This is a genomic window from Streptomyces sp. 135, assembly GCF_020026305.1.
In the GTDB taxonomy this organism is placed as follows: domain Bacteria; phylum Actinomycetota; class Actinomycetes; order Streptomycetales; family Streptomycetaceae; genus Streptomyces.
The window spans coordinates 2,942,493-2,969,243 of record NZ_CP075691.1 but is presented as its reverse complement, the minus strand read 5'-3'; the positions used below and the strand labels follow the sequence as shown (position 1 = coordinate 2,969,243).

22 protein-coding genes, 2 tRNA genes and 1 pseudogene are annotated in these 26,751 nt (G+C 70.3%); 14 read left to right on the top strand and 11 right to left on the bottom strand.

Annotated features, from left to right (window positions below):
* Window positions 1–39: 39 nt before the first annotated feature.
* On the bottom strand, window positions 40–1,503 hold the full coding sequence (locus KKZ08_RS13375; RefSeq protein ID WP_223774659.1) for an amino acid permease: 1,464 nt from the start codon (window positions 1,501–1,503) through the stop codon (window positions 40–42).
* Between the two features lie 184 nt (window positions 1,504–1,687).
* Here KKZ08_RS13375 and KKZ08_RS13370 point away from each other — a divergent pair, with 184 nt between their 5' ends.
* The 3 genes from KKZ08_RS13370 to KKZ08_RS13360 all read left to right on the top strand — a co-directional run bounded on the left by KKZ08_RS13370 (window position 1,688) and on the right by KKZ08_RS13360 (window position 3,451).
* The gene (locus tag KKZ08_RS13370) at window positions 1,688–2,173 is read left to right on the top strand and encodes a ribose-5-phosphate isomerase (RefSeq protein ID WP_223774658.1); all 486 of its coding nucleotides are present in this window, start codon (window positions 1,688–1,690) and stop codon (window positions 2,171–2,173) included.
* A 129-nt stretch (window positions 2,174–2,302) separates the two neighbouring features.
* The gene (locus KKZ08_RS13365) at window positions 2,303–3,136 is read left to right on the top strand and encodes a DNA-formamidopyrimidine glycosylase family protein (protein ID WP_223774657.1); all 834 of its coding nucleotides are present in this window, start codon (window positions 2,303–2,305) and stop codon (window positions 3,134–3,136) included.
* Window positions 3,137–3,187: 51 nt separating this feature from the next.
* Window positions 3,188–3,451 carry a superinfection immunity protein gene (locus KKZ08_RS13360; protein WP_223774656.1) on the top strand — a complete coding sequence of 88 codons (264 nt, stop codon included), beginning with the start codon at window positions 3,188–3,190 and terminating at the stop codon, window positions 3,449–3,451.
* A 23-nt stretch (window positions 3,452–3,474) separates the two neighbouring features.
* On the opposite strand, the gene KKZ08_RS13355 is transcribed toward KKZ08_RS13360, so the two are convergent.
* Window positions 3,475–4,704, bottom strand: a complete 1,230-nt coding sequence (locus KKZ08_RS13355) for a GNAT family N-acetyltransferase (protein WP_223774655.1) — start codon at window positions 4,702–4,704, stop codon at window positions 3,475–3,477.
* 151 nt (window positions 4,705–4,855) lie between these two features.
* Here KKZ08_RS13355 and KKZ08_RS13350 point away from each other — a divergent pair, with 151 nt between their 5' ends.
* On the top strand, window positions 4,856–6,040 hold the full coding sequence (locus KKZ08_RS13350) for a PP2C family protein-serine/threonine phosphatase (RefSeq protein ID WP_223774654.1): 1,185 nt from the start codon (window positions 4,856–4,858) through the stop codon (window positions 6,038–6,040).
* Here KKZ08_RS13350 and KKZ08_RS13345 read toward each other — a convergent pair.
* Entirely contained in the window at window positions 6,021–7,211 is a 1,191-nt protein-coding gene (locus KKZ08_RS13345; RefSeq protein ID WP_223774653.1) for a cation:proton antiporter, read from the bottom strand. The two genes, KKZ08_RS13350 and KKZ08_RS13345, sit on opposite strands and share 20 nt — an antisense overlap.
* A gap of 276 nt (window positions 7,212–7,487) precedes the next feature.
* Between KKZ08_RS13345 and KKZ08_RS13340 the strand changes: the two genes are divergently transcribed.
* Genes KKZ08_RS13340 through KKZ08_RS13330 form a run of 3 tightly spaced genes read left to right on the top strand, consistent with a single transcriptional unit; the run spans window position 7,488 to window position 11,220 of the window.
* Window positions 7,488–8,303 carry an ABC transporter ATP-binding protein gene (locus KKZ08_RS13340; RefSeq protein WP_223774652.1) on the top strand — a complete coding sequence of 272 codons (816 nt, stop codon included), beginning with the start codon at window positions 7,488–7,490 and terminating at the stop codon, window positions 8,301–8,303.
* The gene (locus KKZ08_RS13335; protein WP_223774651.1) at window positions 8,303–10,759 is read left to right on the top strand and encodes an ABC transporter permease; all 2,457 of its coding nucleotides are present in this window, start codon (window positions 8,303–8,305) and stop codon (window positions 10,757–10,759) included. Before KKZ08_RS13340 ends, KKZ08_RS13335 begins: the two co-directional genes overlap by 1 nt.
* A complete protein-coding gene (locus KKZ08_RS13330) occupies window positions 10,756–11,220 on the top strand; it encodes an HD domain-containing protein (protein WP_223774650.1) in 465 nt (154 codons plus the stop codon). Before KKZ08_RS13335 ends, KKZ08_RS13330 begins: the two co-directional genes overlap by 4 nt.
* A 4-nt stretch (window positions 11,221–11,224) precedes the next feature.
* Here the strand turns inward: KKZ08_RS13330 and KKZ08_RS13325 are convergent, their stop codons facing one another.
* Complete coding sequence (locus KKZ08_RS13325; RefSeq protein WP_223774649.1) at window positions 11,225–12,430, bottom strand: acyltransferase family protein; 1,206 nt, start codon at window positions 12,428–12,430, stop codon at window positions 11,225–11,227.
* 631 nt (window positions 12,431–13,061) lie between these two features.
* Between KKZ08_RS13325 and KKZ08_RS13320 the strand changes: the two genes are divergently transcribed.
* Window positions 13,062–13,256 (top strand): hypothetical protein, encoded by a 195-nt coding sequence (locus KKZ08_RS13320; RefSeq protein WP_125512773.1) that lies wholly within the window; start codon window positions 13,062–13,064, stop codon window positions 13,254–13,256.
* Between the two features lie 89 nt (window positions 13,257–13,345).
* On the opposite strand, the gene KKZ08_RS13315 is transcribed toward KKZ08_RS13320, so the two are convergent.
* A tRNA-Gly gene (locus KKZ08_RS13315) sits at window positions 13,346–13,416 on the bottom strand.
* Between the two features lie 140 nt (window positions 13,417–13,556).
* Between KKZ08_RS13315 and KKZ08_RS13310 the strand changes: the two genes are divergently transcribed.
* The 5 genes from KKZ08_RS13310 (at window position 13,557) to clpX (ending at window position 18,413) form a co-directional block, all read left to right on the top strand.
* Window positions 13,557–13,633: transfer RNA gene (locus tag KKZ08_RS13310), tRNA-Pro, on the top strand.
* Window positions 13,634–13,788: 155 nt separating this feature from the next.
* Window positions 13,789–15,171, top strand: a complete 1,383-nt coding sequence (gene tig, locus KKZ08_RS13305) for a trigger factor (protein ID WP_223774648.1) — start codon at window positions 13,789–13,791, stop codon at window positions 15,169–15,171.
* Window positions 15,172–15,585: 414 nt separating this feature from the next.
* A complete protein-coding gene (locus tag KKZ08_RS13300; RefSeq protein ID WP_030783279.1) occupies window positions 15,586–16,191 on the top strand; it encodes an ATP-dependent Clp protease proteolytic subunit in 606 nt (201 codons plus the stop codon).
* A 63-nt stretch (window positions 16,192–16,254) separates the two neighbouring features.
* Window positions 16,255–16,959 carry an ATP-dependent Clp protease proteolytic subunit gene (locus KKZ08_RS13295; RefSeq protein WP_223774647.1) on the top strand — a complete coding sequence of 235 codons (705 nt, stop codon included), beginning with the start codon at window positions 16,255–16,257 and terminating at the stop codon, window positions 16,957–16,959.
* A gap of 167 nt (window positions 16,960–17,126) precedes the next feature.
* Entirely contained in the window at window positions 17,127–18,413 is a 1,287-nt protein-coding gene (gene clpX / locus KKZ08_RS13290) for an ATP-dependent Clp protease ATP-binding subunit ClpX (RefSeq protein WP_205034543.1), read from the top strand.
* 65 nt (window positions 18,414–18,478) lie between these two features.
* On the opposite strand, the gene KKZ08_RS13285 is transcribed toward clpX, so the two are convergent.
* The 5 genes and pseudogenes from KKZ08_RS13285 to KKZ08_RS13265 form a co-directional block, all read right to left on the bottom strand.
* The gene (locus KKZ08_RS13285; RefSeq protein WP_223774646.1) at window positions 18,479–19,336 is read right to left on the bottom strand and encodes a hypothetical protein; all 858 of its coding nucleotides are present in this window, start codon (window positions 19,334–19,336) and stop codon (window positions 18,479–18,481) included.
* Window positions 19,337–19,390: 54 nt separating this feature from the next.
* Entirely contained in the window at window positions 19,391–20,275 is an 885-nt protein-coding gene (locus tag KKZ08_RS13280; RefSeq protein WP_223774645.1) for a hypothetical protein, read from the bottom strand.
* A 116-nt stretch (window positions 20,276–20,391) separates the two neighbouring features.
* Complete coding sequence (locus KKZ08_RS13275) at window positions 20,392–21,432, bottom strand: hypothetical protein (protein WP_223774644.1); 1,041 nt, start codon at window positions 21,430–21,432, stop codon at window positions 20,392–20,394.
* Between the two features lie 154 nt (window positions 21,433–21,586).
* Window positions 21,587–22,209 (bottom strand): annotated as a pseudogene (locus KKZ08_RS13270) (Uma2 family endonuclease).
* 97 nt (window positions 22,210–22,306) lie between these two features.
* Window positions 22,307–23,143, bottom strand: coding sequence for a hypothetical protein (locus KKZ08_RS13265; RefSeq protein ID WP_223774643.1), 837 nt, complete (start codon window positions 23,141–23,143; stop codon window positions 22,307–22,309).
* A gap of 135 nt (window positions 23,144–23,278) precedes the next feature.
* Between KKZ08_RS13265 and KKZ08_RS13260 the strand changes: the two genes are divergently transcribed.
* On the top strand, window positions 23,279–25,930 hold the full coding sequence (locus KKZ08_RS13260; protein ID WP_223774642.1) for a valine--tRNA ligase: 2,652 nt from the start codon (window positions 23,279–23,281) through the stop codon (window positions 25,928–25,930).
* A 63-nt stretch (window positions 25,931–25,993) separates the two neighbouring features.
* On the opposite strand, the gene KKZ08_RS13255 is transcribed toward KKZ08_RS13260, so the two are convergent.
* Window positions 25,994–26,668, bottom strand: a complete 675-nt coding sequence (locus KKZ08_RS13255; RefSeq protein WP_223774641.1) for a hypothetical protein — start codon at window positions 26,666–26,668, stop codon at window positions 25,994–25,996.
* Between the last annotated feature and the right edge of the window lie 83 nt (window positions 26,669–26,751).

Below are 26,751 nucleotides of genomic sequence, written 5' to 3'. Positions count from 1 at the left end.
CAACCTCCGTCAGCTTTTCGCGGGACCCGGCAAGGAACGTCAGGCGTCGGCCTGCTCGCGGGGGCGGATCTTCTCGCGCACCACCGAGAACACGACCACGAACGCGGCCGCCAGGAGCGAGAGCAGCACCTGCTTGCGTCCGGTCTCGTCGGTCAGCATGTAGACGAGGACGAACGAGATCATCGCGATCGTCACCCACGTCAGATACGGGAAGAGCCACATCTTCACGACGAGCTTCTCCGGCTCCTCGCGCAGGATGATCCCGCGCATCCGCAGCTGGGTGAAGCAGATCATCAGCCACACGAAGAGGGCCACCGCGCCCGAGGAGTTGAGCAGGAAGTCGAAGACGGTGTCCTTCCACTGGTAGTTGAACCAGACGGCGAGGAAGCCGAAGACGACGGAGCCGAGGATCGCGGCCACCGGCACGCCCCGCCTGTTCGTCTGTGCGAAGGCCTTGGGCGCGTCGCCGCGCTGGCCGAGCGAGAAGGCCATCCGCGAGGCGGTGTAGAGGCCGGAGTTGAGGCAGGACAGGACGGCGGTGAGCACGATGACGTTCATGACCTGACCGGCGTGCGGGATGCCGATCGAGTTGAGCGCGGCGACGTAGCTGCCGTCCTCGGTGATCGACTTGTCGTTCCACGGCAGGAGCGTGATCACCACGAAGATCGAGCCCAGGTAGAAGACGCCGATGCGCCAGATGACGCTGTTGGTCGCCTTGGTGACCGCGCGCTGCGGGTCCTCGGACTCGCCGGCCGCCAGCGTGACGATCTCGCTGCCCATGAAGGAGAAGACGACCATCAGCACACCGGTGAGGATGGCTCCCGCGCCCTTGGGCATGAAGCCGCCCGCGTCGGTGAGGTGCCCGAATCCGGCGCCGGGGTTGTCCGAGCCGGGCAGCACGCCGAAGACGGCGAGCAGACCGATGGCGACGAACGCGCCGATCGCGACGACCTTGATGCCGGCGAACCAGAACTCGAACTCGCCGTACGAGCCGACCGAGACGAGGTTCGTCGCGGTGAGCACCACCATCACGATGAGCGCCCAGCCCCACTGCGGGACGGCGGGTATCCAGCCGTTGAGGATCACGGCCCCCGCGGTGGCCTCCACCGCGAGCACCACGACCCAGAAGAACCAGTACAGCCAGCCGATGGAGAAGCCGGCCCAGCGGCCGAGCGCCTGGTCGGCGTAGGTGGAGAAGGAGCCGGAGGTCGGCCGTGCGGCGGCCATCTCGCCCAGCATCCGCATCACGAGGACGACCATGGTGCCGACGAGGGCGTACGAGACGAGGATCGCGGGCCCGGCGGCGGCGATCCCGGAACCGGAACCGACGAAGAGACCGGCGCCGATCACACCGCCGATCGCGATCATGGAGAGATGGCGGTTCTTGAGACCCGCTTTCAGGCCGTCGCCGGTGTCGCCGGTGTCACCACTGCCGCCAGACCGCGGATCCCCAGGGGATGAGGGGTTGCTGTCTGCCTTCGCAAGGGAGGGTTGCGAGGTCATGGACGAATCCTTAAGTTCTCGGGTCACGAGCCCCCGCATTCAAACTCAGGAGCGATCGGGACGGAAGTCCTGAATCCGGATCGTTGCATTCCGGCCCTTTGGCCCAGACCAGTCCGGGACCTTCGTCCCAGAGGCCCGGCCCCGGTCGCGGCTACCCACCGCGCGACGTGCCACACTCGGTCGCATGCGCGTGTACCTCGGCTCGGATCATGCCGGCTACGAACTCAAGAACCACCTGGTCGAATGGCTCAAGAGCCACGGCCACGAGCCCGTCGACTGCGGGCCCCACATCTATGACGCCCAGGACGACTACCCGCCGTTCTGCCTGCGCGCCGCGGAGCGGACCGCCGCGGACCCCGAGGCCCTCGGCATCGTCATCGGCGGCTCGGGCAACGGCGAGCAGATCGCCGCGAACAAGGTCAAGGGCGTCCGTGCGGCGCTCGCCTGGAGCGAGCAGACCGCGGCGCTCGGCCGTGAGCACAACAACGCCAACGTGGTCTCGATCGGCGGCCGGATGCACTCCCAGGAAGAGGCGACGAAGTTCGTCGAGATCTTCCTGAACACGCCGTACTCGGGCGAGGAGCGCCACACCCGCCGCATCGACATGCTGTCGGCCTACGAGGAGACGGGGGAGCTTCCCCCGATCCCGCCTCACCACCCGCAGTCGTAGCGAGGCCACGGGGCTCCGCCCCGGACCCCGCTCCTCAAACGCCGGAGGGGCTGGTTTTCAGCCCGTCCGGCGTTTGAGGACGAGCCGTCAAGGCGATTCTCTGACCCGCACCACCCCCGGAGGGACCCCGTGCCGGAGGGGCACACCATTCATCGCCTCGCGGTCGACCACCGGGAGCGCTTCGTCGGCCGCCCGGTGGGGGCCCGCAGCCCGCAGGGCAAGTTCTCCGACAGCGCGGCGCTGCTCGACGGCCGGGTGCTGGAGACCGCCGAAGCCCACGGCAAACACCTCTTCCTCGGCTTCGGCGAAGGCGACTGGGTCCACATCCACCTCGGCCTCTTCGGCAAGTACACCCTCGGCGGGACGCCCGCCCCGCCCCCGACGGACACCGTCCGCCTCCGCCTGGCGAACGACACGTACTTCTCCGACCTGCGCGGCCCGACCGCCTGCGCGCTCATCACGGACGACGAGAAGCAGGCGATACACGACCGCCTCGGCCCCGACCCGCTGCGCGACGGCGACGACCCGGCCAAGGCGTACCGCAGGATCTCGCGCAGCCGCACGACCGTCGCCGCGCTCCTCATGGACCAGAAGGTCGTCTCGGGCGTCGGCAACGTCTACCGCGCCGAGGTCCTCTTCCGGCACGGCATCGACCCGTACACCCCGGGCAAGGACCTCACCGAGGAGCTGTGGGACGCGATCTGGGCGGACCTCGTTGAGCTGATGCGCGAGGGCGTACGCCTCAACCGCATCGACACCGTCCGGCCCGAGCACACCCCCGAAGCCATGGGCCGCCCGCCGCGCGTCGACGACCACGGCGGTGAGGTGTACGTCTACCGCAGGGCGAACCAGCCGTGCCACATCTGCGGCGGCGAGATCCGCACCGCCGACCTCGCCGCCCGCAACCTCTTCTGGTGCCCGGCCTGCCAGCGGCCCGGCCGGGCAGGTCAGCGGCACGGTTAAGATCGTGTTCACCAGTTCGATCGCCTGACCAGCGATTGTTCGACCAGCTCAATGGGGGTTCTCTTCATGTTCGGCTTCGACATGTCCGGCTTCGACTTCGGCTTCGAACTCGGTTCCATCGGCGGCCTCACTCTGGCGCTGCTCACCGTCGTGCTCTACGTGCTGCCGTCCCTGATCGCCTTCAACCGAGGGATCGAACTGCGCTGGGTGGTCCTCGTCCTCAACGTCGCCCTCGGCGCCTCGCTGATCGGCTGGCTGGTCGCCCTCTACCTCGCCACGCGCAAGCCGCAGATACCGCTGGCCCCCTCCGCCTGACCCCCTCGGCCCGAAGCCCCCGGCTAGAACCCGTGCGGCAGCCACGGCGCCACGTCCGACCCGAAGGCCACCGACGCCTCGGCCAGCGCCCCCTCGCGCAGCTCCCGCACCCGCCCCGCGCCCGCCAGTGACGCGAGGGACACGCCCCCGAGATACGCGGCCCCCAACTCCCGCACCGACAGGGCGAGGTCGGCCGCGTCCTCCGTACGCGCGCATGACGCGCCCTTGGTGTCGCCGGTGAGCCGCCAACGCCCGGCGTTCCAGGGGCAGAAGGCGTCCACCACCTCGAACACCAGGTCCACGGGCGCCTGGTACGTACGCGCCTCCAGCGCCGCGCCCACCTCGACGAGCCGCACATGCAGCGAGTCGCGCACCGTGATGTCGCACCGCCGGACGTCCGAGACGAGCTGGAGCAGCGGGTCGTCCACCGGGCGGCTGCGCGCGATGACCGACGACGTCAGGTCGATGTCGAAGAGGAACCGCCACAGCGCCGCGTACGCCGCCGGGTCCAGCGCCTCGATGTCGCGCACGTGCACCGCGCCCTTCGGGCCCTGCCAGTTCCAGTCCGGCTTGACGGCGAACCGCACATATCCGACGAGTGTCCCCGCGCGCTCCGCGACGACGCACTGCAACGGTGACGCCCCGGCGCGGTCGCTCTCCGGGTCGAGCAGCCCGTGCCGCTCCCAGCCCGGCCGCCGGGCGAGCATCCCGGGCCGCCCGGCGACCCTGCGGGCGTACAACTCCTCGCACGCGGCGTGGACATCGGCGGGCGCGGCGTAGCGCAGACGTACGTCATCCGTACCGGCCGGGACGGACAGCCGCACCCGGGTCGTGTCGATGTCGGCCTTCATCTGCGAGGTGGCCGCGCCGTACCCGAACCGGCCGTAGATGACCGGCTCGGAGGCGGTCAGCACGGCCAGCGGTTCACCGAGGGCGCGCACGTCGTCGAGCTGGCGCCGCATCATCGACGTCAGGACCCCGCGCCGCCGGTGCGTGGCCGCGACGCTCACCATCGTCACGCCCGCCGCGTCCACCAGCGCGCCGCCCGGCACCGAGAGCCGGAAGGAGAACGCTGACGTCGTCCCTATGCACGCGTCCCCGTCCCAGACCCCCAACGACCGGTCGAGCTCGACGAGGTCGCGCCACAGCTCCTGCTCCTGCGGCGCCTCCGGCACACCCCCGAACGCCAGGTCCAACGCCCCGTACCAGCACGCCCATTCGCTCTCCGCGAGCACCCGCAAGTCAGTCGTCATATGCCATGCCTACCAGGGTGATACGCCCGGAGCGACTGGATTTAGGCGGCTGGAACCGGCTGTCGTGAACCGTCGGGAAGCTGCCTCTGACGGGGGACAACCGGGACCTCCCGTGCGAAGTACGCGGCCCGCTGGATAGGGTCCACGAGCAATGGTGGTACGACGAGAAGGGCGCGCGCGGCGCGAGCGTGGCGAGCGGCGGGCGGAAGCCGAGACGTTCACGGCCCGGATGAAGAAGCGGCTGCACCGGGCCCGCATCGTGCTGCGCAAATCCGGGGTCGACTACTTCCGCGGCGACGGCTCCGACTGGGTCGCCCTGACCGGGCTGCTCCTCACCGTCCCGCTGATCACCGCCGCCACCATCCTCAACAGCGTGTGGTGCGCGCCCGCCGCCCTCGTCCTGCCCATCGTCGCGGGCGGCCTGCTCCTGCGCCCCGCCAGCCTCCTCGCGCTGTACGCGGCGTCCGCCGTCGCCCTGATCGTGGAGTCCGTCCAGCTCGGCCCGTACACCGACGGGCCCTCGCGGGTCACGCCGGGCGTGGTCCTCGTGGTGGCCGCCTGCGGTTTCTTCGGGCTGGTCATCGCCCAGTTCCGCAGCCGGGTCGGCGTGCCCTGGCGCGGCGGCAGCACGATGCTGTTCGACCTGCGCGAGCGCATCCGCGTCCAGAGCAAGCTGCCGAAACTGCCGCGCGGCTGGCACCGCGAGATGGCGCTGCGCCCGGCCGGCGGGCAGTCCTTCTCCGGCGACTTCGTCGTCGCGGCCCGCACCAACGGCGGCCGCACCCTGGAGGTCGTCCTCACCGACGTCTCCGGCAAGGGCATGGACGCCGGGTCGCGCGCCCTGCTCCTGTCCGGCGCCTTCGGCGGCCTCCTCGGTTCGCTGCCCCCGCACTCCTTCCTCCCCGCCGCCAACGGCTACCTGCTGCGCCAGGACTGGGACGAGGGCTTCGCGACCTCCATCCACCTGGTCCTCGACCTGGAGACCGGCGACTACGAACTCTTCTCCGCCGGACACCCGCCGGGCCTCCAGCTCAGCGCGGGCAGCGGCCGCTGGGAGGAGAAGACCGGCCACGGCCCGCTCCTCGGTGTCTACGACGGGGCGCAGTTCGACCCGGTCAAGGGCATGCTGCGCCCCGGCGACGTGCTGATGCTCTTCACCGACGGCCTCGTGGAGACCTCGGAGCGGGACATCGCCGAGGGCATCGACCGCCTCACGGGCGAGGCCGACCGGTACGTGGCCGGGGGCTTCCACGGCGCGGCCTGGCACCTCATCGAGGCGGTCGCGAAGGACGTCAACGACGACCGGGCGCTGCTGCTCATCTGCCGGGAGGCGTAAGCGCCTTGGGCTCCGGTGCCGCCACCGCGTACTCACGTCCGCCGGGCAGCACCCGCGCCAGCCACTGCGAGCGCCCCGCGGCCAGTGGGCCGAGGACGGCGAGCAGCAGGACGTACCCCGCGATGAAGGGGGAGAGCCGCTCGTCGAGGCCCGCGCCCGCCGCCATCGTGGCGAGGATCAGCGCGAACTCGCCGCGGGCCAGCAGCGTGGTGGAGATGTTCGCCGCGGGGCCCGGCCCGAACCCGTACACGCGTGCCGCGCCGAGTCCCGCGAGGACGTTCATCAACAGCGTCACGGCGACCGCCGCGAGCACCGGCCAGAGGACGACCGGCAGGTCACCGGGGTCGATGGAGAGCCCGAAGGCGAAGAAGAAGATCGCGCCGAACGCGTCCCGCAGCGGATGCACCAGGGTGCGGATGCGTTCGCCCGAGGCGGTGCTGCCCAGCATCAGGCCGACCATGAACGCGCCGATCGCGTCGGCGACGCCGAACCACTCCGAGACGCCCGCGACGAAGACGGCCGCGCCGAGGAAGGAGATGACGAGCAGCTCGTCGTCCCTGGTGGCGAAGAGGCGGCTGACGACGCGCGTGCCGAAGCGGGCCGCGAGCGCGAGCAGGAGCAGGAAGCCGAAGGCCTTGCCGCCGTCGAGCACGGCCGCGGCGAGGCTGTCCGCGCCGGACAGGACCGGCTGGAGCGCCGCGAGGTAGAGGGCCAGGAAGATGTCCTCGACGACGATGATGCCGAGGATCGGCTTCGTCTCCGCGTTGCCGAGGCGGCCGGTGTCGACGAGGACCTTCGTGACGATCGCCGAGGACGAGATGCCGAGCACCCCGGCGAGGACCAGCGCCTCGGAGGTGCCCCAGCCGAGCGCGAACCCGAAGCCCAGGCCCGCGCCGACGTTCAGCGCCAGATACGTCCCTCCGGCGAGGGCCATCTTGCGGCCGCCCGTCTTGAGGTCGTCCAGGTGGAATTCCAGGCCCAGGTAGAACAGCAGCAGCACCAGGCCGAGGGCCGAGAGCATCTCCAGGTCGTGGGGGTCGGAGACCAGCACCACGCCGGGGGTGTGGGGGCCGAGGAGGATCCCGGCCAGGATGAAGAGGGGAATGGTGGGCAGTCCGATGCGGCCGCCGAGGCGGGCGAGCACGGCGGCGGCGAGAAAGGCGCCGCCCATGGCTATCAGGGTGTCCGCGTGTCCGATGGGCCCGCTCCTTCGAGAGATTCGACAGATTCGACAGATTTGAGAGGTTCGAGAAGCTCAAGAGACAAGGTCAAGGGTTCACAAAGAAAGCGTCAATAGTTAGCTTACCAAAAGGGTTTGCGGGGCCGGTCCGCGCCGAGAGGTGGGGTTTGCCCTACCCGCCATCGGCCGGGAGCCGTCATGGTCCCCGACACCCCCCGCTCCGTAGGTTCGAGACGTCGAATTCGGTACGGAGAGGTGGACGGAAAAATGGGGCTGCGGCGGAAGAAGAACCGGGTCGTCGAGGAGGACGTACGCGTCCTCGGAGCGACGCACGGCGACTGGGCCGTCGAACTGCGTGGTGTCCGCCGTCAGTACGGCCGCGGGGCCGGCGCCGTGCACGCCCTCGCCGGCATCGACCTCGCCCTGCCGCGCGGCAGCTTCACCGCCGTCATGGGGCCCTCCGGATCCGGCAAGTCCACCTTCCTCCAGTGCGCGGCGGGCCTGGACCGGCCGAGCGCGGGCACCGTCCGCCTCGGCGGCACCGAGATCACCGGCATGAGCGAGAACAGGCTCACCGCGCTGCGCCGCACCCGCCTCGGCTTCGTCTTCCAGGCGTTCAACCTGCTGCCCTCGCTGACCGTCGAGCAGAACGTCGTCCTGCCGATGCGCCTCGCGGGACACCGCCCGGACCGGCGCAAGGCCGCCGAGATGCTCGCCCGCGTCGGGCTCGGCGACAAGGGAGGCCGCCGCCCCGGCCAGCTCTCCGGCGGCCAGCAGCAGCGCGTCGCCATCGCCCGCGCCCTGGTCACCGAGCCGGACGTGATCTTCGCCGACGAGCCGACCGGTGCCCTCGACACCACCACCGCCACCGAGATCCTCGGCCTGCTGCGCTCCGCGGTCGACGGCATGAACGCCACCGTCGTCATGGTCACCCACGACCCCGCCGCCGCGGCCTGGGCGGACCGCGTCCTCTTCCTCGCCGACGGCTCCGTCGTCGACCGCCTGGAGCGCGCCTCCGCGCAGCAGATCGCCGCCCGCATGACCGCGCTGACGGCTCCCGCCCACGCGGGGGTGGCCGCGTAATGGCGTACGTGCCCAACGGCCTGGCCCGCGCGGCCGTCCGCTTCAAACCCGCCGCCTTCGCCGGCACCTTCGTGGCGTTGATGATGGCCTCGCTGATCGTGACCGCCTGCGGCATCCTCCTGGAGACGGGCCTGCGCGCCTCCGTGCCGCCCGTCCGCTACGCGAACGCCCCCGTGGTGGCAGCCGCCGACCAGGAGGCGCACTTCGTCACCGGCAGCGGCGAGGACCGCACCGAGGAGAGCATCCCGCTGCCCGACCGCGCCCGGCTCGACGACGCCCTGGTCACGAAGGCCGCCGCCGTCCCCGGCGCGCGCACCGCCGTCGCGGATGTCACCTTCCCGGTGCGCTCCGGCGACCGGACCGTCACCGCGCACGGCTGGGGCTCCACCGCCTTCACCGGGGAGAAGCTGACCGAGGGCCGCGCCCCGCGCTCCGGTGAGGTGGCCCTCGCCACGCCCGGCTCCCGCGTCGGCGACCGCGTCACGCTCACCACGGCCGACGGGCCGCGCGCCTTCCGCGTCTCCGGCACGGTCGAGGCCGGGCAGGCCGCTCCCACCGCCTGGTTCGCCGACGCCGAGGCCCTCCGTCTCTCCGGGCACCCCGGACGCGTCGATGCCATCGCCGTCCTGCCCGAGCCGGGCGTCTCGGCCGACACCCTCAAGTCCCGGGTGGCACAGGCTCTCGGCGGCAAGGCCGAGGTCCACACCGGCGACGACCGCGGCGCCGTCGAGGACTCCGGGCTCGCCTACGCCAAGGAGATGCTGACCGGCCTCGGCGGCTCCTTCGGCGGCATCGCCGCCCTGGTCGCCGTCTTCACCGCCGCGGGCACCGTCGCGCTCTCCGTGGGACAGCGCGCCCGGGAGTACGCCCTGCTCCGCGCCATCGGCACCACCCCGCGCCAGATCCGCCGCACCATCGCCACCGAGTCGCTGCTCGTCGCCCCCCTCGCCGGCGCGGCCGGACTGCTGCCCGGCATCGTCCTGGCCCGCTGGTGGTTCGGGCAGTTGAAGGGGAAGGGCGCGATCCCGGAGGCCGTCGCCCTCACGATGTCCGGCATCCCGTTCGCCGCCGCCGTCGGCACCGCGGTCATCACCGCCCTGCTCGCGGGCTACCTGGCGGCGCGCCGCCCCTCCCGCGTCAAGCCCGGCCAGGCGCTCGCCGAGGCCTCCGTGGAGCGGCTGCGGCCCGGCAAGATCCGCACCCCGATCGGCGTCGCGGCGCTCGGCGGTGGCGTGGCCTTCGCGGGGATCGCCTCGCAGACCACCGGTGAGGACGCGGCGAACGCGGCGCTCGGCGTCGTCATGCTCTTCATGCTCGCCGTGGCCCTGCTCGGCCCGCTGGTCGCCCGCGGCTGCGCGGCGCTCTTCGGCCTCCCGCTGCGCAAGGCGGGTGCCCCCGGTGCGCTGGCGGCCGCCAACTCCCGTACGAACGCCCGTCGGCTGGCCTCCGCGATCACCCCGATCGTGCTCGCCATGGCCTTCTCCTCCGTCCTCGTCTTCCTGCACACCAGTACCGACAAGGCCACCGCCGACCAGCAGCGCGCGGGCATCACCGCCGACCACATCGTCTCCTCCGACGCGGGCCTCGCGCCGGGCGCGGTGACGAAGGCCGCCCGCACCGACGGGGTCACCTCCGCCGTCGGACTGCTCAAGACCTCCGTCGTCGTCCCGCAGTACTCGGTCGGCGACCGCCTGCTCGCGTCGGCGTCGGCGCAGGCCGTGACGGGCTCGGCCGCCGACCTCGCCGAGGTCCAGGACCTCGGGGTCGAGACCGGCGCCCTGAAGCTCGGCAAGGGTGACATCGCCGTCGACTCCGCGCTCGCCGACTCCGCCCGTGTCAAGGTCGGCGACCGCCTCGACATCCTCCTGCCCGACGGCACGAAGGCCTCCCCGAAGGTCGTGGCCACGTACGGCAGGGGCCTCGGCCTCTCGCAGGTCACCCTGCCCGCCGCCGCGCTGAAGCACCACGTCACCTCGGCCCTCGCCCAGGAGATCTGGACCAAGGGCGGCTCCGCCGAGGCCCTCTCCGGCCTCGGCACCCTCCACGACCGCGACGGCTACACCACCGCCCGGTCCGTGGACCGCGAGCTCAACGCCTGGGCGAACACCACGATGGCGGCCGTCCTCGGCGGCTTCGCGGCCGTCGCCGCGGTCAACACCCTGGTGATGACGGTCCTGGACCGCCGCCGCGAACTCGACACCCTGCGGCTGATCGGCTCCACGCGCCGCCAGGTGATGCGGATGATCCGCTGGGAGGCGCTGATCGTCGCCGTCGCGGGCATCGCCATCGGCTCGGCGATCGCACTCGCCACCCTCGTCCCGATGACGAACGGCCTGACCGGCGAGGCCCCTTACATCCCGCCGCTGGTCTACGGCTCCTTCGTGGGCGCGGTCCTCGTCCTCGGCCTGGCCGCGGCGACGATCCCGGCGAGGGCGGCACTAAAGTCGACGGCATGACGCCCGCAGCCGCACCGGACCGCGAGCCGCTGCCCCTCGCCGCAGTGGAAGCCCTCGCCCGCGCGGCCCACGCCGCCCAGACCGACAAGGCCGGCCGCCCCTACGCCGAGCACCTCCAGGCCGTGGCCGAGGGGGTACGGGCGAGGGGCGGCGACGACGAACAGATCGCGGCGGCCTGGCTGCACGACTCCGTCGAGGACGACGCGCTCACGGAGGACTGGCTGCGGGACGCCCCGCTGACGCCCCGGACGAAGGCCATCGTGCGGGCGCTCACCAAGATCCCGGGGGAGTCCCCGCAGGCGTACGCGGAACGCATCCTCGCGACGCCCGGCGCCCGCCTCGTCAAGGAGGCGGACCTCGCCCACAACGCCGACGCGGCCCGCCTCGCGGTCCTGGACGAAACGACGAGGGCGCGCCTGACGGCGAAGTATGCCGTCATGCGCGCCCTGCTGGGACTCTGAGGGGTCAGGCCGACCTGGTCCGCTCACGTGCCAGTTCCGCCGCGTCCCGCTTGAAGGCCCACTCCATCTTGGGCTCCATCGCGAAGCGGAACATCCGCTGCACCGGGGGAGTGCACAGCAGCGTCACCACGGTCGCCGCGACAGCCGTCACGAAGATCTCGCCGAGCGGCTTGTGCAGCCACTCGTAGTCCTCGAACCAGCCCCAGAAACGGGAGCCCTTGGCGAGGAAGCCGTGCAGCAGATAGCCGTACAGCGTGCCCGCGCCGAGGATCGTGAACCACATCTTGCGGCGCGGCACCCAGGCGAAGAAGCACGCGGTGAGCACCACGGAGCAGCCGAAGAGCGCCAGCGTCATCACGATGCCGACCCACCACGGCACGCCCAACTCCTGGGCGCTGTCCCGGCGGTAGAACCACACGGACGTCATGCGCGGCGCCGCCCAGTAGGCGAGCAGCACCGCGGCGGCGAAGACCGGGACGGACAGGATCCGCACCTCGCGGCGGCGCACCAGCTGGAAGTGCTCGGGCTTCAGGAAGAGGCCGAGCACGAAGAACGGCATGAACTGCAGGACGCGCTGGAGGTCGAGGTCGTCACCGATGTCCGGGGAGATCACGGCGAGCATGGCGATGGCCAGGGCGAGCGGCACGGGCCAGCGCACGATCTTCCACAGCGGCACGGTGAGCCGCCACACGAAGAGCGCCACCAGGAACCAGGTGAGGTACCAGGGGTCGAGCAGGCTGATCGGCTGGGACGGGTCGTCGTCCGCCCAGCGCTTGAAGAGGGTGTACGCGACCTCGAAGAGGACGTACGGCACGGCGACGCCGGTGACCAGCCGCCTCAGGCGGTCGGGCCGCATGTCGAAGCTGCGCGAGAAGTAGCCGGAGATCAGGATGAACGCCGGCATGTGGAAGGTGTAGACGGTCATGTACAGCGCCTCGGCGGCACGGCTGTGATCCGTCAGGGGTTCCCATGCGTGGGCCATCGCCACGAGGACGATCGCCAGGTACTTGGCGTTGTCGAAGAACGCGTCGCGCTGTTTGGCGGGCTTCGCCGCGCGGCCGGCGGCGCGGTGGCCGGACGGGGTGGGGGGAGCGGTGGCGGCCTGCGGGCTCGGATGGTGGGTGCGCGGGGGCGGGGGTCCGGCCGCGGGCACCTGGACCGGGGGGAGCGGCGCCCGGTGGCGTCCGTGCGGGTGCACCGAGTTGGTCACAGGCCCTCCCACCAAGAGCTCGGTGAGACGATCCGGGACCGCACTGCGCCTACGGGGGTGGTGGCAGCGTGGAACATCTGACGCACCCTAGCGTTGCCGCGCTGTCTTCGTAAAACCCTCGTCACTTTCGTCAACTCAACCCCTGTCAATCCCTGAGTCGATTATCGCTTATCGGCTCCACGTACCCGCGAATCGCGCGGGTAGACAGATAGATGCAGCTGTATGGCGTCCCATACGTCACAATTCATCCGGCTTAAATGGTGCATAACGCCCGCAGGCGACTCCAGTGGAATGTCCGGTTGGTCGGGGCGCCGTGAACGCATGGTGCGCCTCCAATGTGCCCCCGGCAACAATTCGAATTTCCTGCGAACGTCGTGTGTGGTGATGGAAACGATCAAGCTGAATTCCCGGTGTACGCGGGCCGTCGAATTAGCGTGCGGGGTACGCCGCTCACGCGCCCCCGGAGGGCGCCCCCGCATGCCGGGCCCGGGAAGCGTTGGCCGACGATGTCCCGACGATGTGTCAGCGGCGGCATACAGCGGGCGGGTTGGTGGCACGATGGTCGGTGGCGGGGGTGTGCGGGGCCGTACCCCCCGGGCCGGGAGAGCGACCGACCTAGGGTGTGATCAGTGTGGCCATTTCGCTGTCAGTGGTGCTGCTGTTGGCGATCATCCTTGTGGTGCTGATCCGCGGGGGATCGCTCAAGACGGGGCCCGCGATCGTCGCGGTGCTCTTCGGTTTCTTCCTCGCCTCGACCGGCATGGCGCCCTCCATAAACCGGTTCCTGAACGAACTGGCGGAGACCATCAACTCGATCAGCTTCTAGCCGGCGATCGGCTTCTGGTCGGCACGGCGGCCCGGGAACGCCGCCGGCCCGGCCCGCTGGAATCAGCGGGCCGGGCCGGAGGACTGCGGAGCGGGCGACGGGAATCGAACCCGCGTAGCTAGTTTGGAAGACTAGGGCTCTACCATTGAGCTACGCCCGCATATGCGCGCCAGGGCCGGAAGGCCGCGGCACGACAGGCATCGTAGCGGGTCGGCGGGGGTCGCCGCACGCCCCCTGCCGCGGTCCCGGTTCAGCGGGGGCCGCATGGCCTGCGGGCATGTACCCTACGTGTCGCACCGACGGGGTGTGGCGCAGCTTGGTAGCGCGTCCGCTTTGGGAGCGGAAGGCCGTGGGTTCAAATCCCGCCACCCCGACCACCTCATTCCTCGCCACCCCTCTCCGCGGCTTCGCGCCCCCTCCGCAAGATCGCATTGTGGGTCGGCTCCCGCTTGCCGTTACTATGCAAGCTGTGTGCCCGTGTGTCTCTGATCCGGGCAGAAACCAGCAGTCAGCCCACCAAGGAGACCGAACCGTGAAGAGCGCCGTGGAGACCCTGAACCCGACTCGGGTTCGGCTCACTGTCGAGGTGCCCTTCGAGGAGCTCAAGGACAGCCTCGACGCGGCGTACAAGAAGATCAACCAGCAGGTCACGGTGAAGGGCTTCCGCAAGGGCAAGATCCCGGCCCGCGTCATCGACCAGCGGTTCGGCCGCGGGGCCGTGCTGGAGGAGGCCGTCAACGACGCGCTTCCGAAGTTCTACACCGAGGCGGTCAACGAGGCCGAGCTCAACGTCCTGGGTCAGCCCGAGGTGGACATCACCGAGCTGAAGGACAACGAGACCCTCAACTTCACCGCCGAGGTCGACGTCCGCCCGACCATCGAGATCCCGGACTACTCCGGCATCGAGGTCGAGGTCGACGCGGTCGAGGTCAGCGACGAGGACGTCGACAAGGCCGTCGAGGAGCTGCGCGAGCGCTTCGCCTCCACGTCCCCGGTCGAGCGTGCCGCCGAGGACGGCGACGTCGTGACGATCGACCTTCAGGCGAAGGTCGACGGCGAGGTCCTGGAGGACGGCGTCGCGAAGGACGTCTCCTACACGATCGGCTCCGGCGAGCTCCTCGAGGGCATCGACGACGCCGTGAAGGGCCTGGAGGCCGGGGCTGAGGCCACCTTCACCTCCGAGCTCAAGGGCGGCTCGGCCGCCGGCAAGGAGTCCGAGGTCACCGTCAAGGTCACCCAGGTCGCCAAGCGTGAACTGCCGGAGCTGGACGACGACTTCGCGCAGCTCGCCTCCGAGTTCGACACCCTCGACGAGCTCAAGGCCGACAGCCGCAAGCGCCTCGAGAACATGAAGCAGTACGACCAGGCGACGCAGGCCCAGGAGCGTGTCCTGGAGAAGCTGCTCGAGCTGGTCGAGGTCCCCGTCCCCGAGAAGCTCCTCGCGGACGAGATCCAGACCCGCAAGCACAACCTGGTGAACCACCAGCTCGGCCAGATGGGCCTCGACCTCGCGAAGTACCTGGAGATCCAGGGCAAGACCGAGGAAGAGTTCGACGCCGAGACCAAGGAGCAGGCCGAGAAGGGCATCAAGACGCAGTTCGTCCTCGACGAGCTCGTCAACAAGGAGAAGCTGAACGTGAACCAGGAGGAGCTCACCGAGCACCTCATGCGTCGCGCGCAGTCCTCCGGCATGTCCCCCGACCAGTTCGCCCAGGCCGTCGTCGAGGGCGGCCAGGTCCCGATGCTGGTCGGCGAGGTCGCCCGCGGCAAGGCCCTCGCGGTCGTCGTCGAGGCCGCCACGGTCAAGGACACGAAGGGCGAGGTCGTCGACCTCGGCGACGAGGACGAGGCGGACGAGTCCGCCGAGGCCTCCGGCGACGCCGACGCCTCCGGCGAGGAGAAGACCGAGGCGTGATCGCTTCGCTCTGACGCACGCATCATGGGCCCCCGGGATCTCGACCCCGGGGGCCCATGCCGTGCCCCGCCCCGTAAGGGGCGCGGGGAACTGCGCGCTCAGCCCCCGCCGGGGCGCGGCCGCGTCTGCCCCGTCAGGCTCCACGGCGAGTGCGGCTCGTACCCGGCTGGCCGCGCAGTTCCCCGCGCCCCTGGCGGGGCCCCTGGCCGGGGCCCGCGACCTGCGCTCACAGCGAACAGTTACGTCTGCGGGATTCCCCGGAGGGGCCCGCGCGTTAGGGTCCATGAATACGAGGGCAGGGGAGTCCCCGGAGCCGCCCCGGAGCGGCTGGCACGCGGGGTCCCAGCCCCAGCTGAAGACGTGAGACGGCCCGGCGCCGTCGTAAGACGAGCAGGTGGATACGTGACGAATCTGATGCCCTCCGCCGCCGGCGACCCCTCCATCGGTGGTGGCCTCGGCGACCAGGTCTACAACCGACTGCTCGGCGAGCGGATCATCTTCCTCGGCCAGGCCGTGGACGACGACATTGCCAACAAGATCACCGCCCAGTTGCTGCTCCTTGCCGCAGAGCCGGACAAGGACATCTTCCTTTACATCAACAGCCCCGGCGGCTCGATCACGGCCGGCATGGCGGTCTACGACACCATGCAGTACATCAAGAACGACGTGGTCACGATCGCGATGGGCATGGCGGCCTCCATGGGCCAGTTCCTGCTCAGCGCCGGTACGCCCGGCAAGCGCTTCGCCCTGCCGAACGCCGAGATCCTGATCCACCAGCCCTCCGCGGGCCTGGCGGGTTCCGCGTCGGACATCAAGATCCACGCCGAGCGTCTGCTGCACACCAAGAAGCGGATGGCCGAGCTCACCGCTCACCACACCGGCCAGACCGTCGAGCAGATCACCCGCGACTCGGACCGCGACCGCTGGTTCGACCCGCAGGAGGCCAAGGAGTACGGCCTCATCGACGACATCATGCCCACCGCCGCCGGCATGCCGGGCGGGGGCGGCACGGGAGCCTGAGGCACCCCTCAGCGCCCGGTAAGCCGAAACCTCAGCCCCCGCTCCCTCAGGAGACCAAGAGAGATGAACAACCACCCCGGCAGCGGCCTCTACGCCCGCACCCAGGCCGAGCTCGGCCCGGCCGCGCAGGCCGAGTTCACCGGCGCCCGCGCCGAGTCCCGCTACGTCATCCCGCGCTTCGTCGAGCGCACCTCGCAGGGCGTGCGCGAGTACGACCCGTACGCGAAGCTCTTCGAGGAGCGCGTGATCTTCCTCGGCGTGCAGATCGACGACGCCTCCGCCAACGACGTCATGGCGCAGCTCCTGTGCCTGGAGTCGATGGACCCGGACCGCGACATCTCGATCTACATCAACAGCCCCGGCGGTTCGTTCACGGCCCTCACGGCCATCTACGACACGATGCAGTTCGTGAAGCCGGACGTACAGACCGTCTGCATGGGCCAGGCCGCCTCGGCCGCCGCGGTCCTGCTCGCGGCCGGCACGCCGGGCAAGCGCATGGCGCTCCCGAACGCCCGCGTCCTGATCCACCAGCCCTACAGCGAGACGGGCCGCGGTCAGGTCTCGGATCTGGAGATCGCCGCCAACGAGATCCTCCGGATGCGCGCGCAGCTGGAGGAGATGCTGGCCAAGCACTCCACGACGCCGATCGAGAAGATCCGCGACGACATCGAGCGCGACAAGATCCTCACGGCCGAGGACGCGCTCTCGTACGGCCTGGTCGATCAGATCATCTCCACCCGGAAGATGAACAACGCCTCGGTCGTCTGACGCGGCGCTGTAGCATCTGCCGCTCCTTGGCATGGTTCGCGTACGACTCGCGTCGAAGCGAACCGTGCCAAGGGGGGCCCGAACGGGGGGCCCGGCAAGGTACCGTCGGATATGAGGCACCAGGAGCCGCTGAACGTGGCGTCTCCCAGGCGAAGGGGAAGCACCTCGTGGCACGCATCGGTGACGGCGGCGATCTGCTCAAGTGCTCGTTCTGCGGAAAGAGTCAGAAGCAGGTCAAGAAGCTCATCGCAGGCCCCGGTGTGTACATCTGCGACGAGTGCATCGACCTCTGTAACGAGATCATCGAGGAAGAGCTCGCGGAGACGAGCGAGGTCCGCTGGGAGGAACTCCCGAAGCCTCGCGAGATCTACGAATTCCTTGAGGGCTACGTCGTGGGCCAGGAGCCCGCGAAGAAGGCCCTCTCGGTAGCGGTGTACAACCACTACAAGCGGGTCCAGGCAGGGGAGAACGGCGGCGCGCAGGGCCGTGACGACGCGATCGAACTCGCGAAGTCCAACATCCTGCTGCTCGGCCCGACCGGTTCCGGAAAGACGCTCCTGGCGCAGACGCTCGCCCGGATGCTGAACGTCCCGTTCGCCATCGCGGACGCGACGGCGCTGACGGAGGCGGGCTATGTCGGCGAGGACGTCGAGAACATCCTGCTCAAGCTGATCCAGGCGGCCGACTACGACGTCAAGAAGGCCGAGACCGGGATCATCTACATCGACGAGATCGACAAGGTGGCCCGCAAGAGCGAGAACCCGTCGATCACGCGCGATGTCTCGGGCGAGGGCGTCCAGCAGGCTCTGCTGAAGATCCTGGAGGGCACCACGGCCTCGGTCCCGCCGCAGGGCGGCCGCAAGCACCCGCACCAGGAGTTCATCCAGATCGACACGACGAACGTGCTCTTCATCGTGGGCGGTGCCTTCTCCGGCCTCGAAAAGATCATCGAGTCGCGGGCGGGCGCGAAGGGCATCGGCTTCGGCGCCACCATCCGCTCCAAGCGCGAGATGGAGGAGAAGGACCAGTTCGAGGACATCATGCCGGAGGACCTGGTGAAGTTCGGGATGATCCCCGAGTTCATCGGCCGCCTCCCCGTGATCACCTCGGTCCACAACCTCGACCGCGAGGCCCTGCTCCAGATCCTGGTCGAGCCGCGCAACGCGCTGGTGAAGCAGTACCAGCGCCTGTTCGAACTCGACGGCGTGGAGCTGGACTTCGAGCGCGAGGCCCTGGAGGCCATCGCGGACCAGGCGATCCTGCGCCAGACCGGCGCGCGCGGCCTGCGCGCCATCATGGAGGAGGTCCTCCAGTCGGTGATGTACGAGGTGCCGTCCCGCAAGGACGTCGCCCGCGTCGTCATCACGGCGGACGTCGTCCGGTCGAACGTGAACCCGACGCTGGTGCCGCGCGAGGTGCGGGGCCCGGGTGCCGGGGAGCAGAAGTCCGCGTAGGTACCGAGCCAGAAAGGGGCGCCCGGCGATTCGATCGCCGGGCGCCCCTTTGTGTGTGGTGAGGGTTACTTGACCTCGACGCGGACGTCGTCGCGCAGGTTGGCCACCTGGGTGGCGACGTCCCTCAGGGCGATGTCCTCGCCGGCGCGGGTCGCGGCGGCGTCGGAGTACACGGCGACGGCGACGGTGCTGTGGTCACCCCAGACGCACATCGGCGTCTGGAAGCTGTTGGGGACGTCCGCGTCGTCCGTGCCGACCGAGCCCATCCTGTACTCGGCCTTCTGGCACTTCATGATGCCGTTCTCGAAGCCGTCGGGCGTGAACTCCTCCGGTTCACCGATGAGCTTCATGCCGCCGTCGGAGCCGTTCATCGAGTTCTTCTCCGTCTCGGCGAACATCGCGTCGACGACCTTCTCCGGGTCGGCCACCTCGCCGTACACACCGGAGTAGTTGAGGGACTTCATGGCCGCGCCCTCGCCGTACTGGTACGCGGCGTGAACGTCCTTGGGGTCGCTGACGCCCCGCTTCTCCAAGTCCTCCAGGTCACTCGACGACATGCCGCCACCGCCGCCGGAGCCCCCCACCTTCTTGAAGCTGCCGAGGACGGTCGCGGGCGCCGTCAGCTTGTACGTCTTGCCGTCGTCGGCGACGGAGGAACTGTCGCTCTTGGCGAAGAGGAAGTACCCGCCGACGGCAGCGACGGCCACGACCGCCGCGGCACCGATGATGAGCGCGGTCTTCTTGCCTCCGCCACCCTGCGGGGGCGCGGGGTACTGCCCGTACGGGGCGGGCTGTTGGGGGTACTGCCCGTAGGGGGCAGGCTGCTGGGGCTGGCCGTGACCGCCCGGCTGGGCGTAGGGCTGCTGCGGCGGGGCGCCCTGGGGCGGCTGGCCGCCGTACGGGCCGGGCTGGTTGTAGCTCACTGCGTCGGGGTTCCCCTCGTTGGTGGTGCGGCGGTGCGGTGCTGCGTACGGGCGTCAGAGCTTGACGCGGACTTCCTTGCGGACCTTGAGCGTGGTCGCCGAGGCGTCGTCGAGCGAGACCTTGCCCGCGAGGGCGTCGGCGACCTCGACGGGGACGACGACGGCGACGGTGCTGTGGTCGCCCCAGATGCAGACCGGCATGCGGACCTCCTTGGGGGCGGAGGACGAGCCGGTGCTCGGACCTTCGTTCTTGATCAGGGATTCCTGGCACTTGAGGACGACGTCGTCGGTGCTGAAGTCCTTGGGGCTGCCGACCAGCTTGCCCGTGTTCGAGCCGCCGGGCTCCATGGAGTCCTTCTTGACCTTGGCGAACATGCCGTCGACGACCTTGCCCGGGTCGCCGACCTCGCCGTAGACACCCATGAACTGGATGGCCTTCTGCGCGAGGGGGTTGTCGCCGGCCTCCGTCTTGTAGCCGGCGTCGACGTCCTCGGGGTTCTTCACGCCGGCTTTCTCGGCGGCCTCGATGTCGCTGGAGTTGAAGCCGCCGGTCCGCGTGGCGTCCTTCTCGTACTCGCTCAGCAGCTTCTCGGGCGTGACCAGCTTGTGGGCGCCGTCGTCCGCCACGGAGGAGGAACCGCCCCCGCTGCCGCTGTCACTGCCGCCGAAGGCGAAGTACGCGCCGACGCCGAGGGCGGCGACCACCGCGACGGCGCCGATGATCAGGCCGGTCTTCTTCTTGCCGCCGCCACCGGGGGGCGGGGGCGGGACCTGCCCGTAGGGGGCCTGCTGCGGGTAGCCGTACCCGGGCTGCGGCTGCGGCTGCGGGGCCTGCGGAGGGTAGCCGTAGCCGGGCTGCGGGGCCTGCGGCGGCTGGCCGTAGGGGCCAGGCTGCTGGGGCTGCTGCCCGCCGTACGGGCCCGGCTGGTTGTAGCTCATGGGGTCCCCCTCCGAAATGCTTATGTGTTCCCGACATCCTGACGCAAGAGGGCCCGGCGGAATCACCGGGCCCTCTTTGCCGGCGCCGAGGGGCCGCACGCGGCCCGCGGCGGACGTCAGCGCTTGACGCGTACCTCGCCACGGAACTTGGCCGTGGTCGTCGCGGCCTCGTCGAGGTCGGCGCTCTGGCCGGAGAGCGCGCTCGCCACGTCGGTGGTGACGACGTAGCCGATGGTGCTGTGGTCGCCCCAGATGCAGGTCGCGGCGGACATCTCGCTGGGCCCGGAGGAACCGGTCGTCGTACCGGCCGTGCCCGCGGCGCCGCCCAGATCGACCTTCATCTCCTGGCACTTGAGGACGGCGCCGTCCAGCCCGCTCGGCGTATACGCCTTCGGGCTGCCGACCAGGGTGACCTTCTGGCCACCACTGCTCGCGCCGTCCTTCGCCTCCTTCTCGGCGTTCGTGAACATGTGGTCGACGACGCCCTCCGGGTCCTCGATGTCGCCGTAGACACCGCCGAAGCTCAGGACCTTCTGCGCCATCGGGTTGTCCTTGCTGCCCGACTGGTACTGGGCCCGCACGTCCTCGGGGTTCTTCACGCCCGCCGCCTCGGCCTTGTCGAGGTCGACGCTGTCGAGGCCGCTGGAACGCGCCGGGTCCTTCTTGTAGTCGATCAGCACGGTCTCGGGCGTCGTCAGCTTGTGCGGGCCGTCGTCCTTGACGCCGGAGCCGTCACCGCCGCTCCCCGCCACGTTCGACGAACCGCCGTTCTTGCCGCCGCCCTTGTCGTCGTCACCGCCCGCGAGGAGGAAGTAGCCGCCGACCGCGGCGGCGGCCACCACGGCCACCGCGCCGATGATCAGGCCGGTCTTCTTCTTGCCGCCGCCACCGGGGGGCGGGGGCGGGACCTGCCCGTAGGGGGCCTGCTGCGGGAACTGCCCGTAGGGGCCGGGCTGCTGGGGCTGGCCGTAGCCGCCGGGGGCCTGCTGCGGGTAGCCGTACCCGGGCTGCGGCTGCGGCTGCGGGGCCTGCGGGGGGTAGCCGTAGCCGGGCTGCGGGGCCTGCGGCGGCTGGCCGTAGGGGCCCGGCTGCTGGCCGTACGGCCCGGGCTGCTGGGGCTGCTGCCCGCCGTACGGGCCCGGCTGGTTGTAGCTCATTGCTGGGGTTCCCTCCCGATGCTTATGTGTTCCGAACATCCTGTCGGATGAGCGCGGGAGGGCGGGGCGGCCGGAGCGGATCGATGCGGAGTTGTTGAAGGGCTGTGCCACACCCCGGACGTGGCACCCATCAGGCGAAGGCCGGCAGCGTCCCTCAGTTCCCGTGGCTCCCGCCGCCCTCGGCACCCCCGGGCGCCTGGAATCCGGTGGTGTCGAGGTCGCAGTCGAAGGGGGCCGGGATGCGGACCGTCTTGCCGAACGGGGCGGTGAGGTGCGACTCGTACCCCTTGACGGTCGGTGACCAGTAGACGGTGGCGAGTTCCTCCTGCATGTCGAGCAGGAGATAGCTCGGCACACCCGCCTTTCCGTACCGCTCGACCTTGTCGGTGAGGTCGTCGTCCCGGGTGGACGGTGAGGTCAGCTCGGCGACGAAGGAGAGGCCGTCGCCGTCCAGTTGGTTGCTCGTGGTCAGGCGGGTCCGCCGGTCGGCCGCGTGTACGCCCGACCGTAGGCCCGTTCGAGCCCGGGGAACACGTACAGCGCGGGTGCCGAGCTGATCCGGTGTTCCTGGGGCAGGTGGGGGCGCAGCTGGTCGCAGACCAGGTCCATGACGTCGAGGTAGTACGCCTTCGACCACGGTGACACGACGATGTTCCCCCTGATGATCTCGGCCTTGAAGCCGACGGGCACACTCAGCTCTTCGAGCGCCTTGCACAGCTCCTCGAAGTGGCGGGGGTCGGTGCCGCTTATCGTCGGTCGTTCCAGCATCACAGACATGATGCGTCTCCCTCGCGCTGCGGGCCAGTCAGTACGGAGGGCAGTCGTTCACTGCGCCATGTGTGACGGTGCTGGACAGACCACGACATCTGCGTCGTCACGCCTTGACGCGTGCCGCCTTGCGGAGGTCGGCCGCGAAGGAGGCCACCTCGTCGGTGGTCAAGCCGCCGCCCTTCACCATCGCCGCGAAGTCGATGCCGAAGACGATGCCGTACGTGCTGTGATCGGCCCAGATGCAGATCGGCAGCTTCACCGGCTTGTCGCCCTCGTTGAAGTTGGCGGTCTGGCACTTCATGACGGCGTTGTCGAGGCCGTCGGGTTCAACGGTCTCGGGGCTGCCGACCAGCTCGACCTTCTCGCCGTCGCCCGCGTTGTCGCCCGACTCCTTCTCGGCGTTCTCGCCGGCCTTGGCGAAGCCGTCGTCGACGGCCTTCTCCGGGTCGTCGATCTCGCCGTACATCCCCTGGAAGCTCATCTGCTTCCCCTTGAGCGCCTCGCCCGACTCGTATGAGGCCGCCACGTTCTCGGGGTTCTTGATGCCGATCTCCTCGGCGTTCTTCTTGTCGCCGGAGCCGAGCGGGCCGTCGTCGGGCGAGTCCGAGTCGCTCCCCTTCTTGTACTCGCCCACCGAGGTCGGCGGCACCAGCTTGTGCGCCCCGTCGTCCTCGACCGACGCCGAGCCGCCGCCACCGAAGAGGAAGTACGCGCCGACGCCGAGCGCGGCGACCACCGCGACCGCGCCGATGATCAGGCCGGTCTTCTTCTTGCCGCCGCCCTGCGGGGGCGGAGGGGGCGGGACCTGCCCGTAGGGGCCCTGCGGCTGCTGCCCGTACGGGCCGGGCTGCGGCTGCCCGTAGGGGCCCGGCTGCTGCGGCTGCTGTCCGTACGGGCCGGACTGCTGACCGTCGTACGGGCCTGGCTGGTTGTGGCTCATCGCGGGGTCCCCCTCCGAACTCTGATGTGTCCCGGACATCCTGAACCAAGGACTGCGCCCGTGGAGCCCCGGACCGCAAGCGATGTCGAACATTCCGGTTTCGGGACCGCTCCATGACCCCTCTAAACTGACCGCGTGACCGAGAACGCTCAGCAGCAGCCCCCAGCGACCACTCCCGAACTGCCGACCCAGTACGCGCCGGCCGAGGTAGAGGGGCCGCTGTACGAGCGCTGGGTAGAACGGGGCTACTTCTCCGCCGACGAGAAGAGCGAGAAGCCGCCGTACACCGTCGTCATCCCCCCGCCGAACGTCACCGGCGCCCTCCACCTCGGCCACGCCTTCGAGCACACGCTGATCGACGCCCTCACCCGCCGCAAGCGCATGCAGGGCTTCGAGACGCTCTGGCAGCCCGGCATGGACCACGCCGGCATCGCCACGCAGAACGTGGTCGAGCGCGAGCTCGGCAAGGAGGGCAAGTCCCGCCACGACCTCGGGCGCGAGGCGTTCATCGAGCGCGTCTGGAAGTGGAAGGGCGAGTCCGGCGGCCAGATCTCCGGCCAGATGCGCCGCCTCGGCGACGGCGTCGACTGGGAGCGCGAGCGCTTCACCATGGACGAGGGCCTCTCGCAGGCCGTCCAGACCATCTTCAAGAAGCTCTACGACGACGAGCTGATCTACCGCGCCGAGCGCATCATCAACTGGTGCCCGCGCTGTCTGACGGCGATCTCGGACATCGAGGTCGAGTACCAGGACGACGACGGCGAGCTGGTGTCGATCAAGTACGGCGAGGGGGACGAGACGCTCGTCGTCGCCACCACCCGCGCCGAGACGATGCTCGGTGACACCGCCGTCGCGGTCCACCCGGAGGACGAGCGCTACAAGCACCTCGTCGGCAAGCAGATCAAGCTGCCGCTGACCGACCGCACGATCCCGGTCGTCGCCGACGAGCACGTCGACCCCGAGTTCGGCACCGGCGCCGTCAAGGTGACCCCGGCCCACGACCCGAACGACTTCGAGATCGGCCAGCGCCACTCGCTGCCGAACATCGCGGTCATGGACGAGCACGCCGTGATCACCGCGCACGGCCCCTTCCAGGGCCTGGACCGCCTGGAGGCCCGTTCCGCCATCGTCGGCGCGCTGCGCGCCGAGGGCCGCATCGTCGCCGAGAAGCGCCCGTACACGCACTCGGTCGGCCACTGCTCGCGCTGCAAGACCACCATCGAGCCGCGCCTGTCGATGCAGTGGTGGGTCAAGGTCGCCCCGCTCGCGAAGGCCGCCGGTGACGCGGTCCGCGACGGCAAGGTCAAGATCCACCCGCAGGAGATGGAGAAGCGGTACTTCGACTGGGTCGACAACCTCCACGACTGGTGCATCTCGCGCCAGCTCTGGTGGGGCCACCGCATCCCCGTCTGGTACGGGCCGAACGGTGAAGTCGTCTGCGTCGGACCCGACGACGAGGCTCCCACGGGCGAGGGCTGGACCCAGGACAACGACGTGCTCGACACGTGGTTCTCCTCCGGCCTGTGGCCGTTCTCCACGCTCGGCTGGCCCGAGCAGACCGAATCGCTCGCGAAGTTCTACCCGAACTCCGTCCTGGTCACCGGCTACGACATCCTCTTCTTCTGGGTCGCCCGGATGATGATGTTCGGCCTGTACGCGATGGACGGCACCCCGCCGTTCCACACGATCGTGCTGCACGGCATGGTCCGCGATCAGTTCGGCAAGAAGATGTCGAAGTCCTTCGGCAACGCCGTCAACCCCATCGACTGGATGGACAAGTACGGCTCGGACGCCCTGCGCTTCACCCTCGCCCGCGGCGCCAACCCGGGCACCGACGTGCCGATCGGCGAGGACTGGGTCCAGGGCTCGCGCAACTTCGCCAACAAGATCTGGAACGCCACGCGCTTCGCGATGATGAACGGCGCCACGATCGAGGGCGACCTGCCCCCGGTCGAGCAGCTGTCCGCCACCGACCGCTGGGTCCTCTCCCGGCTGAACGCGACGGTCGCCGAAGTCGACGCGCTCTACGACGACTTCCAGTTCGCCAAGCTCTCCGACGCCCTCTTCCACTTCGCGTGGGACGAGGTCTTCGACTGGTACGTCGAGCTGTCCAAGACGACGTTCATGGCGGGCGGCGAGGGCGCCAAGGTCTCGGCCCGCGTCCTCGGCGAAGTCCTCGACGTGACGCTGCGGCTGCTCCACCCGATCGTGCCGTTCGTGACCGAGACGCTGTGGACCGCGCTGACCGGCGGCGAGTCCCTCGTCATCGCCGACTGGCCCGCCGACAGCGGCTTCCGGGACGCCGGTGCCGAGCGGGAGATCGAGACGCTTCAGCAGGTCATCACCGAGGTGCGTCGCTTCCGCGCCGACCAGGGGCTCCAGCCGGGCCAGAAGGTGCCGGCCCGCCTGACCCTGGACGCGTCCCCTGCCTCCGGCGGGGAGGCCCCTTTGGCCCTCGCCCCGCACGAGGCCGCCATCCGCCAGCTGCTGCGCCTCCAGCCGGAGGGCGACGCCTTCACGGCGACGGCGACGCTGCCGGTCTCGGGCGCCACGGTCGCGCTCGACCTGTCCGGCACGATCGACGTCGAGGCCGAGCGCAAGCGCCTGGCCAAGGACCTCGCCGCCGCCGAGAAGGAGAAGGCGCAGGCGCAGGCGAAGCTCGGCAACGAAGCGTTCCTGGCCAAGGCTCCCGACCAGGTCGTGGACAAGATCCGCGGCCGCCTCACGAAGGCGGAGGCCGACATCGCCCGCCTGACGGCGCAGCTGGAGGCGCTGCCGGCCGCGTAACGGCACGTCGTGGTCGAAGGCTCCCGGGACCGGCTCATGGCCGGTCCCGGGAGCCTTGGCCGTTCAGCCCACCGGCCGGGCGTCCGCCGACGGTTCGTCCACCGGGCCCGCCGGGCCGATCAGCTCCACCTGTTGCTCGTAAACCTGTTGCTCGAAGACCTCGACGGGGCCGTCGTCCCGCGGCGGGGCTTCAAGCCCGAGCCGCTCCAGCTCGGCGCCGGCCAGGGCGTCCAGCATCTCCGGGTCGCCGTGCCGCCAGCCCCAGGCGAGGCTGCCCGGCGTCGCGTCCGGGATCTGCGCGGCGGTGGCGGCCACCTCGTCCAGCGGTCTGAGCAGCGAGCGCAGGGCCAGCAGGTCGCGGCCGTCGTCGGTGGCGGCGAGGTCACGGGCCGCCCCCGCCTGACGGATCCAGCGCAGCCGGCGCGGCAGCCAGAGGACGAGGACCAGGCCTACGGGTACGACGAAGAGGGCGACGGCGCCCACGGCCACGGCCGTGCGCACCGCCACCGGGTCCATGGCGTCGACGGCGTCCGCCACACGTCGCAGCGCCGTGTCGACGCGTCCGCCGACCAGGGGGAGCGGCGCCCTGCGCTCCTGGAGGGCGCGGGGCAGGGCGAGCAGACAGGCCAGCCGGTACGCCGTGACGGCGGCGGCGGCCCACAGCGCGGTCCACAGCAGGATTCCGGCGTCACCGGCGAGCTGATGGGTCCTGCGGGCCGAATTCTGGGCATACCACATGGTCAGATCTGACCCCCGGGACCGGCCGCGGCCCGTCAGCCGCGCCGTGGGCCAGTGCCGCACATCACCAAATCAGGGTCATT